This window comes from Oceanospirillum maris DSM 6286, assembly GCF_000422865.1.
In the GTDB taxonomy this organism is placed as follows: Bacteria; Pseudomonadota; Gammaproteobacteria; order Pseudomonadales; family Halomonadaceae; genus Oceanospirillum; species Oceanospirillum maris.
The window spans coordinates 79,573-93,728 of the sequence record NZ_AUGW01000013.1; the positions used below are offsets into that span (position 1 = coordinate 79,573).

Annotated in this window: 14 protein-coding genes; 8 read left to right on the forward strand and 6 right to left on the reverse strand. The window is 47.7% G+C overall.

Annotated features, from left to right (window positions below; genetic code table 11):
* Positions 1–3: 3 nt before the first annotated feature.
* On the reverse strand, positions 4–447 hold the full coding sequence (locus G517_RS17980; RefSeq protein WP_051206143.1) for an acetyl-CoA sensor PanZ family protein: 444 nt from the start codon (positions 445–447) through the stop codon (positions 4–6).
* Positions 448–671: 224 nt separating this feature from the next.
* Here G517_RS17980 and hisB point away from each other — a divergent pair, with 224 nt between their 5' ends.
* The 7 genes from hisB to G517_RS0105995 all read left to right on the forward strand — a co-directional run bounded on the left by hisB (position 672) and on the right by G517_RS0105995 (position 6,888).
* Entirely contained in the window at positions 672–1,265 is a 594-nt protein-coding gene (hisB, locus tag G517_RS0105965) for an imidazoleglycerol-phosphate dehydratase HisB (protein WP_028303649.1), read from the forward strand.
* Positions 1,266–1,286: 21 nt separating this feature from the next.
* A complete protein-coding gene (hisH, locus tag G517_RS0105970; protein WP_028303650.1) occupies positions 1,287–1,937 on the forward strand; it encodes an imidazole glycerol phosphate synthase subunit HisH in 651 nt (216 codons plus the stop codon).
* Positions 1,938–1,972: 35 nt separating this feature from the next.
* Positions 1,973–2,746 carry an imidazole glycerol phosphate synthase subunit HisF gene (gene hisF, locus G517_RS0105975; protein WP_028303651.1) on the forward strand — a complete coding sequence of 258 codons (774 nt, stop codon included), beginning with the start codon at positions 1,973–1,975 and terminating at the stop codon, positions 2,744–2,746.
* A gap of 35 nt (positions 2,747–2,781) precedes the next feature.
* Complete coding sequence (locus G517_RS0105980) at positions 2,782–5,754, forward strand: intermembrane phospholipid transport protein YdbH family protein (RefSeq protein ID WP_028303652.1); 2,973 nt, start codon at positions 2,782–2,784, stop codon at positions 5,752–5,754.
* Complete coding sequence (locus G517_RS0105985) at positions 5,751–5,936, forward strand: YnbE family lipoprotein (RefSeq protein WP_036590565.1); 186 nt, start codon at positions 5,751–5,753, stop codon at positions 5,934–5,936. The genes G517_RS0105980 and G517_RS0105985 overlap by 4 nt, the downstream gene beginning before the upstream one ends.
* Positions 5,937–5,960: 24 nt before the next feature.
* Positions 5,961–6,320 carry a YdbL family probable chaperone protein gene (locus tag G517_RS0105990; protein WP_084632093.1) on the forward strand — a complete coding sequence of 120 codons (360 nt, stop codon included), beginning with the start codon at positions 5,961–5,963 and terminating at the stop codon, positions 6,318–6,320.
* A 94-nt stretch (positions 6,321–6,414) separates the two neighbouring features.
* A complete protein-coding gene (locus G517_RS0105995) occupies positions 6,415–6,888 on the forward strand; it encodes a hypothetical protein (RefSeq protein WP_028303655.1) in 474 nt (157 codons plus the stop codon).
* A gap of 80 nt (positions 6,889–6,968) precedes the next feature.
* On the opposite strand, the gene G517_RS0106000 is transcribed toward G517_RS0105995, so the two are convergent.
* The 5 genes from G517_RS0106000 to gpmI all read right to left on the reverse strand — a co-directional run bounded on the left by G517_RS0106000 (position 6,969) and on the right by gpmI (position 13,399).
* Positions 6,969–7,562 (reverse strand): YjaG family protein, encoded by a 594-nt coding sequence (locus tag G517_RS0106000; protein WP_028303656.1) that lies wholly within the window; start codon positions 7,560–7,562, stop codon positions 6,969–6,971.
* Positions 7,563–7,579: 17 nt separating this feature from the next.
* Complete coding sequence (locus G517_RS20005) at positions 7,580–8,989, reverse strand: divergent polysaccharide deacetylase family protein (RefSeq protein ID WP_051206148.1); 1,410 nt, start codon at positions 8,987–8,989, stop codon at positions 7,580–7,582.
* Positions 8,990–9,063: 74 nt separating this feature from the next.
* The gene (locus tag G517_RS0106010; RefSeq protein WP_028303657.1) at positions 9,064–10,365 is read right to left on the reverse strand and encodes a S41 family peptidase; all 1,302 of its coding nucleotides are present in this window, start codon (positions 10,363–10,365) and stop codon (positions 9,064–9,066) included.
* A 95-nt stretch (positions 10,366–10,460) separates the two neighbouring features.
* Positions 10,461–11,663, reverse strand: a complete 1,203-nt coding sequence (locus G517_RS17990; RefSeq protein WP_157833158.1) for a murein hydrolase activator EnvC family protein — start codon at positions 11,661–11,663, stop codon at positions 10,461–10,463.
* A 173-nt stretch (positions 11,664–11,836) separates the two neighbouring features.
* Positions 11,837–13,399: a 2,3-bisphosphoglycerate-independent phosphoglycerate mutase gene (gene gpmI, locus G517_RS0106020; RefSeq protein ID WP_036590567.1), complete on the reverse strand. Its 1,563-nt coding sequence runs from the start codon at positions 13,397–13,399 to the stop codon at positions 11,837–11,839.
* Between the two features lie 332 nt (positions 13,400–13,731).
* Here gpmI and G517_RS0106025 point away from each other — a divergent pair, with 332 nt between their 5' ends.
* Complete coding sequence (locus G517_RS0106025) at positions 13,732–14,151, forward strand: rhodanese-like domain-containing protein (protein ID WP_028303659.1); 420 nt, start codon at positions 13,732–13,734, stop codon at positions 14,149–14,151.
* Positions 14,152–14,156 lie beyond the last annotated feature (5 nt).

Sequence of the window (14,156 nt, forward strand, 5' to 3'; positions counted from 1 at the left end):
GACTTACGGCGCTTCAAAGAGATAAGTATCACCGTCGGCTTTTAGTGGATAGCCCATGCGTTGCAAAATAATAAGGTCCTGCGCCATCAGGGCATCAGCGGGCACACGAAGTGCTTTATTTTCAGCTTGAGCGGCCTCTAAAACCAGTTGAAGCAAGCGGCTACCCACACCGCGGCGGCGGGTTATTTTTCGGACACAGAGATGGCTGATATCCCAAAAGGTGCCTGTTTTAGTGATGACCGCTGCAGCAATTAAGCGTTCATTAAATAGGCCGCAATAAAGCGCCTGCTGCGGATCTGCCAAAATATGGCTGACAAACGCTGGCGCAGAGTTTGCCCCCTTGATTTGAGTACGGCGTTCAGGCTGAGCGTCGGCATAAATTTTTTCTAACTGCTCTAATCGAGCTTTGTCTGGGTTATCCGTCACGACAGTCAACAAAACAGGCATACAGCGTCTCCAAAAGATAAAAAGGACTCTGGCTTAAGGCATAATAGGGTAGTTTGGCCATGATAGGTGTCACTTGAGATGTCACTTGATAGCTATCAAGGCCATAATAAAACACACAAGGCGATAATAAAGCACAGAGTTTGCTGAAGTATTGTAGCGGATAGCGGGGCAGATTCTCTATAATTCACTTTTTTCTGATCATAAGCAGCCCTCCGGAGAATAGCATGGCGGAGCGTACCGCAAGCGTAGAGCGTAATACCCTAGAGACTGAAATTAAGGTTTCTATCAATCTTGATGGCACCGGAAAACTGAATATCGATACCGGCGTTCCCTTTTTAGAGCACATGATCGATCAAATTGCCCGTCACGGCCTGATCGACATGGATATTGTCGCTAAAGGTGATCTGCATATTGATGACCACCATACCGTGGAGGATCTTGGTATCACCCTCGGTCAAGCCTTCGCTAAAGCGGTGGGCGACAAAAAAGGTATGACGCGTTATGGCCATGCCTATGTGCCGCTGGATGAAGCACTATCGCGGGTGGTGATCGATTTCTCTGGTCGCCCTGGGTTATGTCTGAATGTTGACTTTACCCGAGGTAGTATCGGCAAGTTTGACACTCAGTTGTTCTCTGAATTCTTCCACGGTTTTGTCAATCATGCCGGTGTTACTCTGCATATCGACAATCTGAAAGGCTATAACGCACACCATCAGGCGGAAACGGTCTTTAAAGCTTTCGGCCGTGCCCTGCGCATGGCGCTGACGATGGATGAGCGCATGGCGGGTATGATGCCGTCAACTAAAGGCAGCCTATAAGCACCTGCTTAAGGAAATACTATGAAGACAATTGCTGTTATCGATTACGGCATGGGTAATCTGCACTCGGTATCAAAAGCACTGGAGCATGTGGCTAATAATCAGCGGGTTGTTGTGACCTCTGACCCTGACGTTATTCGTCAGGCCGAGCATGTTGTTCTGCCCGGTGTCGGCGCAATTCGTGATTGCATGGCGGAAATTCGTCGTTTGGGTGTGGATAAAGTGGTGCAGGAAAATATTGCCTCTGGTAAGCCATTTTTGGGTATCTGCGTAGGTTATCAGGCGCTAATGCAAGACAGTGAAGAAAATGGCGGCATACCTTGCCTGGGTCATTTTGATGGCCATGTGCGCTTTTTTGGTGATCCGCTGCTTGATGAAAAGGGCGAGAAGTTAAAAGTGCCGCACATGGGCTGGAATCAGGTCAAACAAGCCCACCCGCATCCTATTTGGCAGGGCATTGAGGATGAAACTCGCTTCTATTTTGTCCACAGCTACTATGTTGAGGCGGCCAATACCGATCAAGTTATCGGTGAAACCCGTTATGGCAAAACCTGCCATGTGGCTCTGGCTCAAGATAATGTTGTTGCGGTGCAGTTTCATCCAGAAAAAAGCCATGATGCAGGTTTACAGCTACTGAAAAACTTTGCTGAATGGGATGGTAAAACGGCCTGATCCCCTTTTTGGATTTAAGAAAACAGGAGCCAAGAATGGCACTGGCAAAACGTATTATCCCTTGTTTGGATGTAGATAAGGGGCGCGTCGTTAAAGGCGTTAATTTTATTGATATTCGCGATGCAGGCAATCCGGTAGAAGTTGCCAAACGCTACAATGAGCAAGGTGCTGATGAGATCACGTTTCTGGATATTACCGCCAGTAATGAAGATCGTGATACCACGGTTCATATGGTGGAAGAGATTGCCAGCGAAGTGTTTATTCCGCTAACAGTGGGCGGTGGTATTCGCCGTTGTGAGGATATTCGCCGTATGTTAAATGCGGGTGCCGATAAAGTAGGCATTAACACCGCTGCGGTTTTTAATCCTGATTTTGTCCGAGAAGCAGCGGAACGCTTTGGACGGCAATGTATCGTGGTTGCTATTGATTGCAAGCGCGTTAGTGCCGATGGTGAGCCGGGCCGTTGGGAAATTTTCACCCACGGTGGTCGCAAGCCAACGGGTATTGATGCGATTGAGTGGGCGATAAAAATGAACGATTACGGTGCCGGTGAGATTCTACTGACCAGCATGGATCGTGATGGCACGAAAAACGGTTTTGATCTGGATGTGACTCGAGCCATCAGTAATGCTATTCCGATTCCGGTTATCGCCTCTGGTGGTGTCGGTAATCTGCAGCATTTGGCCGATGGTGTTACTGAAGGTCATGCGGATGCTGTTCTGGCCGCCAGTATTTTCCATTTTGGTGAGTACAGCATTCCAGAAGCTAAAGCCTTTATGGCCGCTCAGGGTATTGAGATGCGCCTTTAAGGCCATCACCTGAAACCTGTGCGAGGAGTACAGTCTTGATCATACTTCGACGGACGTTAATAACGATTCTAGCGCTGTTGTTGGTTGGGACTGTACTTATCTATGGCCTGGCTGTCAGCCATTCCCGTTGGTTGCCCGCAGCCGTTAATCAAACCATTTTGGCTGAATCTATCGCAGGCTTACCCGCAGGAAGCTTACAAGTTTCGACGATAAGATTTGAGCATTGGCAGCGTTTGGGTTCCCTTGAGATCACCGGCCCCACCAATAGCCAGCTACAGGTTGAAGGTATCTCTTGGCCTCAGACTGGGCATTTGGTTATCGACCGATTAAACCTACGTTTGCCAGAGACGCTACCGAGACGGAAGCCGTCGAGTCAGAAGCCGTCTTTAGTACCGGCTAGCACGCCTTCCTTAGTAGAGACTAAAACACTCTCACGTTCTGCGCCATCCCAGCAGGCAATGGGTTTTAGTATTCGAGAGTCCTATCAGCAGCTTTACAACACTGTTGCGCCTTTACTAACCCAGCTCGATCAGTTGAGTGAGCAAAGCCAGTTAAATAGCCTTACCATTAAACAGTTAAGCCTGCAGGGACTACCGCTCGATTTTGCGGTGAATATCGAGCGGGAGCCAAGGGATACGCTAAGCAAGGGTCGATGGATGATCCGTCTTAGTGGCGAAGAAATGATGCCTCCTAATGGAGGGCAGGCTAAGCGCCAACCCCTTCAGCTAGGGCTAAATCTTGATTTAGCTACGGGCTTGAGCTCGGGTTCAGGTTTACAGTATCAGGCTCAATTAAGCCTTGGGTCGCTGGATCATCGGGAGTTATTAGAGGACTGGGTGCAAGCAGAATGGCCATTACCGGTTTGGACTGGTGTAAAAGATGGTTTGGATCAGTTGCAGCAGATCAGCAAGCAATATGGGCTTTCCAGCACAAAAACAAACCTCAAGCTTGCGGCAACCTTTACCCCAGAGCAGGCGGATATAACGCTGAATCTACCGGCTTTTGGTGTTCAGCCCGTGGACGGCTGTCCTCTACAGCTAGAGGCTCAAACATTGAACTTGAGCTATTTTATCGGGCGTAGCTCTAGCAAGGACGATCAAACCGATCAAGAGAGGCTAGATTTGGCTATGCCGCAAGGGCAAAAGCTGGCGCTAAAGGGTCAATGCTTGTCGGCTATTGTGACGAGTATCCCCGCCGTATGGGCTAAGGCCCCATCATTAGAAGAGCAAAAAGAAGGCTTTAATCTAAAAGGTCTTGAGCCAGCGAGTTGGCAGCAAGGCGGGTTGCTAACATTGGCTTTTGAAGAGCCGGTAATCTTTTTGCCTGAGCCCAAAGCACCTCAGCTCGATGCCAGAGGGATTAAGCTTCTGTGGCAGCCTAATAACACCGTGGCTCCAGAGATAAGGCTAGAGGTTGAGGAGCTAAAGCTTTCCCCGAAAAAAGCGATGGCTAAACTGGATGCTGAGCTAAAAGCAGAGCTTTACCCTCATCCATTATTTGCGGATCAATCCCGTCAAATAGCGTTGTCTTTTTTGGCGGATATAGAGGCTGAGTTTAGCCCTGTATCTATGTCTGAACTACGGCAAGCATCTGCTAGGTTAACACGGAGCCAGATAACCCTTTCTCCAGCGGTTAATGATACTTCTGTTCTGTGGGCGCCTAAGCAGTTTGAATTGCCTTTGCTTAGACATCAAGGGACATGGCAGATTTCATATCAAGCTGGGCATGTGGCAAAACGGCGGGAGGCTATGGAATGGCAGAAGGTCGCGAAATGGCAAGTGAGCCATCAAGCCTCGGGAGCGCTATTGATACGGCATCCCATGTTAAAGCAGAACTTACGGTTGCCCTATACCACTGATCTTGAGTTGGGCTCTTTACCCGCTGATGGCTCTTTACCTGCTAATGGCTCCTCACCCAAGAAAAATAATCTAGGATTTGTTGGTCAATGGAATTGGCAGTTGGCCGGGGATTCTTCACCAATGGCGGTGTTTGCTAAGGGGCAGGGTGGTAGTCCTCTTGGGCTTTTGCCTCAGTTTTCACTGGGGATGAGGCTAACGGAGCAGGCATTAGCCAGTCAACTGGATTGGCAATTAGATATGAGCCGTATCAGCGAGTGGCAGCGACTTCCAGCGGGAACCTTGCTGAATACCGGTGAGCTAAAAGGCCGAGTCACCACTCACTTGCCGACGGCTAGCCTTAACACGGTGGTTGATATTGAAACACTGTTTAATCCGCTAATGGCAGAGATTGATGCTGATCTGACCCATTTAACGGGTAGGGCGAAAGGGTATGAGTTTTCCGGCATTAAATTACCCATAAAAGCGGCGCTTAAATCAGGCCGTTGGCAGCTAGAACCGCAAACGCTTACGATCGAACGAATTTTCGCAGGTGTGGAACTAACTCAGTTTGCGGTTGATCTTAATGCTAGCGGGCAGGGGATTGGTGATGATTTTCGGCTTGACGCTGAACTTGCTAATATGACCGCCCAAACCCTTGGCGGGGGTATTGCTTTAGCAAAACTAACCTATCCGTTTGATAAACAGAAGGCGGCCAATTTAAAGCTGGAACATTTAGATTTAAGCCAATTGATCGCCCTAGGCGATAACCAGATCAAGGTAACGGGGCAGCTCAGTGGTACACTGCCCCTTATTCTTAGTGAACAAGGGGTGGCTATTAAGCAGGGGCGTGTTGCCAGTCATCAAGGTGAAATTGTTTTGCAAGAGAACGCCGCATGGCAGGCGATGTTGCAGCAGCAGCCAACGCTAGCCGGACAGCTACGACATCTGAATCATCTGTATTATCATCTGTTACAGGGTGATATCCAGATGGATGAAAAAGGTCAGTTAAAGGCTGAACTGGTGATTCAAGGGGAAAACCGAGTTGAACAGCAGCCGGTAAACCTGAATTTTTCCAGCGAACAGAATATTCTGACGCTACTTAAGGCACTTCGATTAAGCGATCAGATCGACAAATCGCTCAGTGAATCCGCACAAAGGATGTATCAATGATACTCAGAACGTTAGCCTTAATCGGCATATTCGGCGCACTGGTGGCCTGTACCCCCAGAATTGAAGTGTCGGCAAAGGAACCCATCACCATTAATCTTAATGTGAAGATCGACCATGAGATTCGGGTGAAAGTAGATAAAGAGCTGGATCAAATGTTCAGCGAAAACAGTGATCTTTTCTAAGGCGCTAACCTGATGGAGAACAAGATGAAAATCAATAGCTTGATACCCACCCAGTGGGCTTCTTTGTTGACAGCCTTACTATTGTCAGTTTTTTTGACACTCACGCTGGCGGCTCCTGCCTATGCATTGGATATTGATGTGGCTAAAGATAAAGGCTGGGTCGGTGAGCGTTATACCGGCTATTTGGGTGTCGTTCAGCCACAGGCTGGAGTGAAAGCCTTAGTTGATGAAATCAATCAAAAACGGGGGCAGCGCTATAAAGAACTTGCGGCGAAGAATGGCATCACCGTACAGGAAGTCGAAAAAATCGCAGGTAAAAAAGTGATCGAAAAAACCAAGCCGGGCAACCTGGTTGATCTAGGTAATGGTTGGTTAAAGAAATAAATGAGTAGAGACAGAGCCTGCCTTTCTTTTGGGGAAGTCAGGCTTTTTTTGTTTTTGGGCCGTTAAACCCCCGCCTGTATTTAAAGGAAACCCGATGAGCACCGAACAACTGTTAACTTACCAATGGCTCTTAGCTGGCGCGTTTTTGGCCTTTATTGTCTCGATCTGTACTCTGTTTTTTCAGGCGCTGTTCCATGAGAAACGCATTGCCATAAGCTGGCTGGTAGTTATCTTTTTTATCAGTATCTTAAATGGCTCAGGGGCGGTCAGTCTTGGCATTATGGTAGGGGCTAATCCAGATGCGGATCATCCCATTATTACCGGAATAACCAGTATCGGTGATTATCTGGTGCTGGCTTTAGGTTTAGTTGAGGTTGGGCTTTTTCTGCTATTTATTGTCCGGCATTACCGCAAAATGTATGTCAGCTTACCCGCCATTGTGCTACTGATTTGTATCGGTTTTGGCTACAAAGCCTATCAGGATTTAGTGGCCAGCGGTACGGTACAGTTTGCACCGCCTGAACAGATCGAAAACAATAAAGAGGGTGGTGCGGATTTGGCGGAGTAAGGCATTCCGCTGAACTTATAGGTTCAGCGGAAGCCTAGATGGCGGTAAGAGCATTCAGGCTTTTCTCTAAACAGCCAAATCTAAACAGTTAAACCTAGGCAGCTAACACCGTCATTGTGTGCCATCACTCTTAATGCTTTTAGCTTCTCTTTGTGAGGGTGTTTCATGGCGCTGACTTGCTCAAGCACTTCATCCTGAAAATCCCGATCAAACTGCATCAACTCATGGTTGTTAAGCAGGCTGCGGCGAGCTTTTTCATCGTCTTCTGGAAGCTCTTCTGTGGCTTCAATAAAGCTGATAATGGTTTGACGCATTAGGCGGCTAACGCGGGTAACTTCTTCTGCTTGAGTACCCATAGCGAGTTCCATCGCTGTATGAACCGCCATCGCCGCATCAATCGCGGGATATACGCCATACATCTCGTGATCCGCATCATTGGGGATCAGTTCGGCTAGTTTTTCCAGCTGTACTTCAAAGTTAATCTTGCTCTCTTTATTCGCGAGTTGCTCCCAAACCAGCATTAGGCTGTTTTTAAGTTGGGCGGCACGCTCATCCTGTTCGGTCACTTGGCAAAATAATGCGTAATTAGGCATCATACGTTCTGCTAATGCGGCGGAAAATGCCGTTTGCTGCCAAGGAGCAAGTTCTTTAAGTTGCTGAAAAAATGCGCTCATGAAGGTGTTTTCTCTACCTAATTTGGGGTCGAATTAAGGCTGGGAGTGCTACGGTACGTAGGGGTTTCCCAATGTTGCGTTAGTATAGGTTTTAGCCACTGGGGTTCTTGATTTTGTTGCAATGATGCATCTTGATAGGACTGATACTCTGTGTCGGGCTGTTGTGGCTCAGAGCTGTTTTTATCCGTTAAGTTACTTTTTTGTACGGCACGGGAATCGCTTGCTCTGACGTCATTGTTAGTAGCGCTATTATCGGTGGCTTTGCTTTCCATCGAGTCAGCTTCTCTAGCGACGAGTCGTTGGCGTTGCAGTGCTGTGACAGCAGACCTAGAAACCGGTGGTTGGGTATTGGTATCGTTATGGTCAATCAGTTTTTTGCGAACAATGGCTGCTTTATAAATCGTAGATTTATAGTCGGATGTTTTATAAGAATCGATTTTATACGTGGTGGCATCTGATGGATTTGATAATGCTATTTGAGGAGGCACGCTATTGATAATGGTTGTTTTATCATTATCGGCCAGCTTCGGAGCATCATCAAGCCACGAATCAAGAGATGGCGCTGGGGACGATGCCGGTACTGTCATTTGAGTCGGTGGTACTGTTATTTGAGTCGGTGGTACTGTTATTTGAGCTGGCATGATATTAGGCTGAGTATCATAAGCTTGTCCCATGGCTAGAAGTTGGCTGGGAACAGAAACTAAACGGATACCCTGTTTTTTTAGCTCGGGCAAACGCGCTTCTAACATGTCTAGTGTGACGCGATGGGGGTGACCGATACCTATGGCATGGCCTTTGCGTTTCGCGGTGCGTAGCAGGAGTTCAAAGGCTTCGTTGACAGCTTTAGGCGTGCGGATATGATCCAGAAAAACATCACGGCTCATACTTGGCACACCGTTTTCTCGGGCGGTGGTTTCTGCAACGGATGCGGCGGTTGTTCGGCTGTCGATAAAAAATAATTTGCGCTTGTTAGCTTCTTCCATTAGCCACTGCATTCGGGTTTTATCTTGGGTTAGCTGGCTACCCATATGGTTATTTATGCCCTGCACAAAGGGGATTACAGCCAAGGATTTATTCAATTCTTTGATAAAACTAGCCTGATCCATATCAGGGCTTAGAGTTCCTGGGCCAGGCTCTCGCTGATGTATATTGGTCATCGGCGCGTGCAGCATCACGATTTTGCCCTGTTGGTGGGCCGCTTTGGCAAGGCGTTTACTGTAAGGCGTGTGGGGTAGTACCGCATAATTGACAGCCCCCGGTAAGTTAACTGCCCGTAGACCGTTACGCAGGTTGTAGCCAATATCATCAATAATAAGCGTGATTGTTGGCGCGCTAGAGGCCTGAGTTGTGGTGCTTAGGCTTAGCATAAATATAACACTGCCCAGCAATCCGCTGAGCAGAGGTTTAATGGCGCGTTGAATGGTCATGGTCATCATTGTCTAGGGTTCATAAAGTTGTCTAAGGTTCATACGTGTAAAATGATAGAACCATTCATTTAAGACTACTTTTGAAGAATATGCAGCCCTTTTAATAAGCTCAAAGCTTCAAATAGTTGGTAGTCTGATTCTGCTAGGGAATCTTGTGGTGCTTGAGCTTTTCCGTTGCTATCTTCTTGCCCACTTTCTAAATGACCGCTTAAGTCGGCTTCCTTGATCTGTAGTTTAGCCTCTAATGGGGTTAGATGTGCAGGTTTTACTTCAATATCCGGTGTAATACCCTGAGCCTGAATAGATCGCCCCGATGGTGTGTAATATAAGGCGGTGGTTAGCTTTAAGCCTCGGTCGCTACCTAATGGCAAAATAGTTTGTACGGAGCCTTTACCAAAGCTCTGCGTTCCCATAATAATGCCGCGCTTATGATCTTGCAGCGCCCCTGACACAATCTCTGATGCGGAGGCGGAGCCTTCGTTGATCAACACGATTAATGGCGCGCCTTTGCTTGGGTCTGACGGGGATGCGTGGAAATTCATGGCGGCATTATCCAAACGACCTTTGGTGTAAACGATCATACCTTGGGTGATAAATGCATCGACGACTTCTGCGGCGGCCTGTAGAACGCCGCCTGGATTGTTCCGCAGATCTAATACGATACCGTTTAATGTGCCGTCGGCCTCTTTGTGCATTTTGGCCAGAGCTTTGACGACTTCTTCGCCAGTATGTACTTGAAACTGGGTAATCCGAATATAGCCGTAACCTTTATCCAGCATACGATGCTTTACGCTGGTTACTCGAATAAGCGCCCGTTTAAGGGTGACTTCAAATGGTGCATCAACACCGTCGCGCATAATGGTTAGTCGGATACTGGTGTCGGGCTTTCCGCGCATCAGTTCAATGGACTTATTAAGCGGAAGATTTTTAACCGGCGTATCATTAATTTTTACGATTAGATCGTGGGGACGGATATCAGCTCGGGCGGCGGGGGTGTCATCAATAGGCGTGATAACCTTAATAAAGCCGTTTTCGGTGCTAACCTCCAGACCAAGACCGCCAAATTCACCCTGCGTACTTTCTTGTAGTTCGCTGTAGTCCTCGGGGGTTAAGTAAGAGGAGTGCGGGTCTAGTCCTGAAATCATGCCTCGGATAGCATCATCTAAGAGGTCTTTGTCATCCACGTCGTGTACGTAGGCACGCTTGATGCGCTCGAACACTTCACCAAAGGTGCGGAGTTCTTCTAAGGGCAGCGCTTGAGCTTCCTCATAAGCGGGCTCCTCAACGGGCTCAATATCATCTGCATACAAATTGAATCCGGTCAGGCTCAGTAGTAGGCCTAGGCTGATACCAAGTGTGGTCCGTGTGGTGCTCATGGATAACTCCTTCTTCCCAAGGTGTTTCCTTGGGTTATGATATTCAATGCCTATTATTAGTCTGGTCAATGCTTATAAATGACCAAGCTAAATCGTTAACGACGACCAAGCCAGACGATCGGATCCTGTGGCGCGCCTTTTTCCCGAATCTCAAAATAAAGCCCCGAGCGGCTTTGACCGCCGCTTCGACCAGCAGTTGCAATACTTTCACCGGCATGAATCCAGTCCCCTGCTTCACGCAATAGCGATTGGTTGTGACCGTAAAGACTCATATAGCCATTGCCGTGATCCATAATCAAGAGCACGCCATAACCCCGTAGCCAGTCGGCAAACACCACGCGGCCAGAGTGAATCGCCTTAATTTCATTACCTTCATTGGCGCGGATTACCATGCCGTTGCGTCTTAGTTTGCCTCTAATTTGCTCACTACCAAAGGCATAGGCGACACGGCCTTTAATCGGCCAAGGTAACTTGCCTCGCATGGATTTAAAGGGGCGTGTATCTTTCGGCATGGGAATATTAACAATAGCTTCTCTGACTTCTTCTAATAGTTTTTCCAGCCGCGCTCTATCTTGGTTTAAGCTGACAAGCTCCTGTCCTTTACCGGCAATATCTTTATCCAGCTGGGCGACGAGCGTTTCACGTTTGGTTTGTTCGCTGTTGAGGCGTTTGCGGCGCTCTTCTAGTTTTGTGCGGATGGCGCTTAGGGCGTAGTCTTTTTGCAGCATCTCTTTTTCAACACGATTCAAACTTTTGGCCGTCTCTAAATATTCGTCGATGTGTCGGCTGCGCTCTTTGTTAATGTAGTCGTAATAGCGGAGCACGCGGGATACTTGATCAGGCTGCTGCTGGTTAAGCAGTACTTTGAGATACTCTTGTCGCCCCATGGCATAGGCCGAGCGAATTTGGCGCTCTAGGTAGGTTTTTTGCTGGTTTTGTTTGAGCTTAAGGTCTCGTTTTTCTGAGCGCAGCTCACCTAACCGCGTTTGTAAACGCTGGCTATTGGCAAGATTGCTACGGATATCTTTGGCGATACTGGAAATGGACTTTTCAGAAGCTTGTAGCTCTTTGAGTACCTTCGCCTTTGCCCCTTTAACCTGATTAAGCGATTGCTCTAGGGTTTTAATGCGAGAGTTTAACGCTTGAAGTTGCTGTGCTGAGACGTCTTTATTCGCTCCCTTGTCCGCGCCATAGCTTTGAAACGATGGCAGCATAAAGACCAATAAACAGATCATCAGATGTAGATGTCGGATGTTACTAAAACGGTTTTGAGTCACATTTATATGTAGCACAGACACAGCAGCTCTTTTAATCATCAATGACAGGTTTGTCCTTATAACGAAGAGCCAGATGGGTTATGTATTAGGCTCTTCGTACGGCTTTGTTACGTTAAGACGCTGTGCCCGCTGAGTTAAAATAGAGATATTAACGGAGCTAAGGCACCGGCGCTAATGGAGTTAAGATGCTGATATTAATGAGAATTTGTTATTTTTTCTCTCTGTATCAAGTTTTGGCCGCTCATCTCTGTGGGCTGTTTTAGTCCCATGATGTTTAACAGGCTTGGTGCGATATCACAAAGACGACCATTGTCCAAGGTAATGCTTTCTGACCGCTGGTTAACATAAATCAGAGGAACAGGGAATGTTGTATGAGCCGTTTGTGCCTGTCCAGAGGTCGGGCTAACCATCTGTTCTGCATTACCATGATCCGCTGTAATCAAGCATTCACCACCCACTTCTAACAACGCTTCGGTTACACGTCCTAGGCAGACATCTAAGGCTTCAATGGCTTTAATGGCGGCATCATATTTACCCGTGTGACCAACCATATCGCCGTTCGCATAGTTGCAAACAATAAGGTCATAATCCCCGCTTTTAATCGCATCAACCAGCTTGTCAGTAACTTCTGGAGCGCTCATTTCAGGCTGAAGATCATAGGTGGCAACCTGAGGCGACTGAATCAATACACGGGTTTCACCATCGTACTCATTTTCGCGCCCACCGCTAAAGAAGAAGGTGACATGGGCGTATTTTTCCGTCTCGGCAATACGCAGCTGAGTTTTGCCTTGCTTTGCCATATATTCGCCCAGCGTATTAACCAGCTTGGCCGGTGGATAGGCGGTGGTCGCTGTAATATCGGCGGCGTATTCAGTCAGCATAATAAAGTCGGCCAGTTGCGGCGTTACTTTACGGTTGAAGCCGTCAAAGTTGGCATTGACAAAGCATCGGGTGATTTCACGGGCGCGGTCAGCACGAAAGTTCATAAAGAGTAGCGCATCGCCATCTTCAATTTTAATCGCTTCACCTTCGGGCTGAATGCTGGATGCGGCGACGAACTCATCATTTTCATCACGGGCGTAAGCGGCCATCAAAGCTTCTTGAGCTGATGTGTAGGTGTGTGCCGCTTTTGCTTGAGTGAGTAAGTCGTAGGCAAGTTCAACACGATCCCAGCGATTATCACGATCCATCGCATAGTAGCGACCAATTAAAGAGGCCACAAAACCTACACCCAACTCTTTGAGTAGGGCATCAGTTTTAACAATAGAGTCTTCAGCACTGCGAGGTGGCATATCGCGGCCATCAAGAAAACCGTGTACGTAGACTTTTTTCGCACCGCGTTGAGCGGCCAGTTTGCAGGCTGCCATAATATGGTCTTCATGACTATGAACGCCACCAGGAGACAACAAGCCCATTAAGTGCACGGCTTTACCAGCGGAAACGGCCTTGTCTATCCCATTGACTAAGGCTTCATTCTCGAAAAAATCACCATCGGCAATGGACTTAGTGATACGGGTAAACTCTTGATAAACCGTACGCCCAGCACCTAGGTTCATATGGCCCACTTCTGAGTTACCCATCTGGCCTTCTGGTAAACCAACGGCCATGCCTGAGGTTTCTATCAGAGCGTTAGGATATTGCTGCCACAGCCGATCCCAGACCGGCTTGTTAGCATTAGCAATGGCGTTACTTTCGGCGATTTCGCTATAACCGAAACCATCAAGAATAATAAGAGCAACAGGCGTACGTTTTGGCATGATGTTTTAAGGGTCGCGTTTAAGAGTCAGAGAATTTAAGCATTAGCGCAAAAGTGTTCAGAACGTCCCTCGGACGCACAAGAGCTGCACATCATACCCCAGATTGCATAGCCCTCCCAAACCCTTTACCGGTCAAAAGGTATGAAAAAAGTCTAAAAAGCGAGTGGTTAGGGGCGGTTAAATCCTTGTCAGGTTGTGTATACTTACTGCCCGAAAATGCTAGCGCCAAACTGGGCTTTGTTGGCTGACGGGTTCATCTTACATGAGCCTGATGGCGGCGATTTCAGCGTGATCTGCGCGGCAATGATCAATGACAAGGCTTACGAGGAAATATGTTGGAACAGATTATAGAGTTTGCCACGAATAACTGGATGATGGTGGCTACATTTGTGGTGCTGTTGATTCTGTGGCTAGGGTATGAATTTACAACGAGCAATAAAGCCGTTAGTTGTCAGCAAGCGACCTTACTGGTTAACCGTGAAAATGGCGTCTTTCTTGATATTCGTGATCGTGGTGATTTCCGCAAGGGACATATCGCCGGTGCGGTTAATATCAGCTTGGCGAGTTTGAAAGATCGAGCCGGTGAGATTGAAAAGTATAAAACAAAGCCCGTTATTGTGGTCTGCAAAATGGGTAATACAGCCTCTACGGCGGTTAGCGAATTACAGAAACTAGGTTTTGAAAACGCCAGTGTTATGCGCGGTGGCATGAGCAACTGGCATAACGATAGTCTACCGGTGGTCACTAAATAAATTGA

Coding starts and splice junctions, on each gene's coding strand:
- G517_RS17980 (WP_051206143.1), bottom strand. CDS start 447: ATGCCTGTTTTGTTGACTGTCGTGACGGATAACCCAGACAAAGCTCGA.
- hisB (WP_028303649.1), top strand. CDS start 672: ATGGCGGAGCGTACCGCAAGCGTAGAGCGTAATACCCTAGAGACTGAA.
- hisH (WP_028303650.1), top strand. CDS start 1,287: ATGAAGACAATTGCTGTTATCGATTACGGCATGGGTAATCTGCACTCG.
- hisF (WP_028303651.1), top strand. CDS start 1,973: ATGGCACTGGCAAAACGTATTATCCCTTGTTTGGATGTAGATAAGGGG.
- G517_RS0105985 (WP_036590565.1), top strand. CDS start 5,751: ATGATACTCAGAACGTTAGCCTTAATCGGCATATTCGGCGCACTGGTG.
- G517_RS0105990 (WP_084632093.1), top strand. CDS start 5,961: ATGAAAATCAATAGCTTGATACCCACCCAGTGGGCTTCTTTGTTGACA.
- G517_RS0105995 (WP_028303655.1), top strand. CDS start 6,415: ATGAGCACCGAACAACTGTTAACTTACCAATGGCTCTTAGCTGGCGCG.
- G517_RS0106000 (WP_028303656.1), bottom strand. CDS start 7,562: ATGAGCGCATTTTTTCAGCAACTTAAAGAACTTGCTCCTTGGCAGCAA.
- G517_RS20005 (WP_051206148.1), bottom strand. CDS start 8,989: ATGACCATTCAACGCGCCATTAAACCTCTGCTCAGCGGATTGCTGGGC.
- G517_RS0106010 (WP_028303657.1), bottom strand. CDS start 10,365: ATGAGCACCACACGGACCACACTTGGTATCAGCCTAGGCCTACTACTG.
- gpmI (WP_036590567.1), bottom strand. CDS start 13,399: ATGCCAAAACGTACGCCTGTTGCTCTTATTATTCTTGATGGTTTCGGT.
- G517_RS0106025 (WP_028303659.1), top strand. CDS start 13,732: ATGTTGGAACAGATTATAGAGTTTGCCACGAATAACTGGATGATGGTG.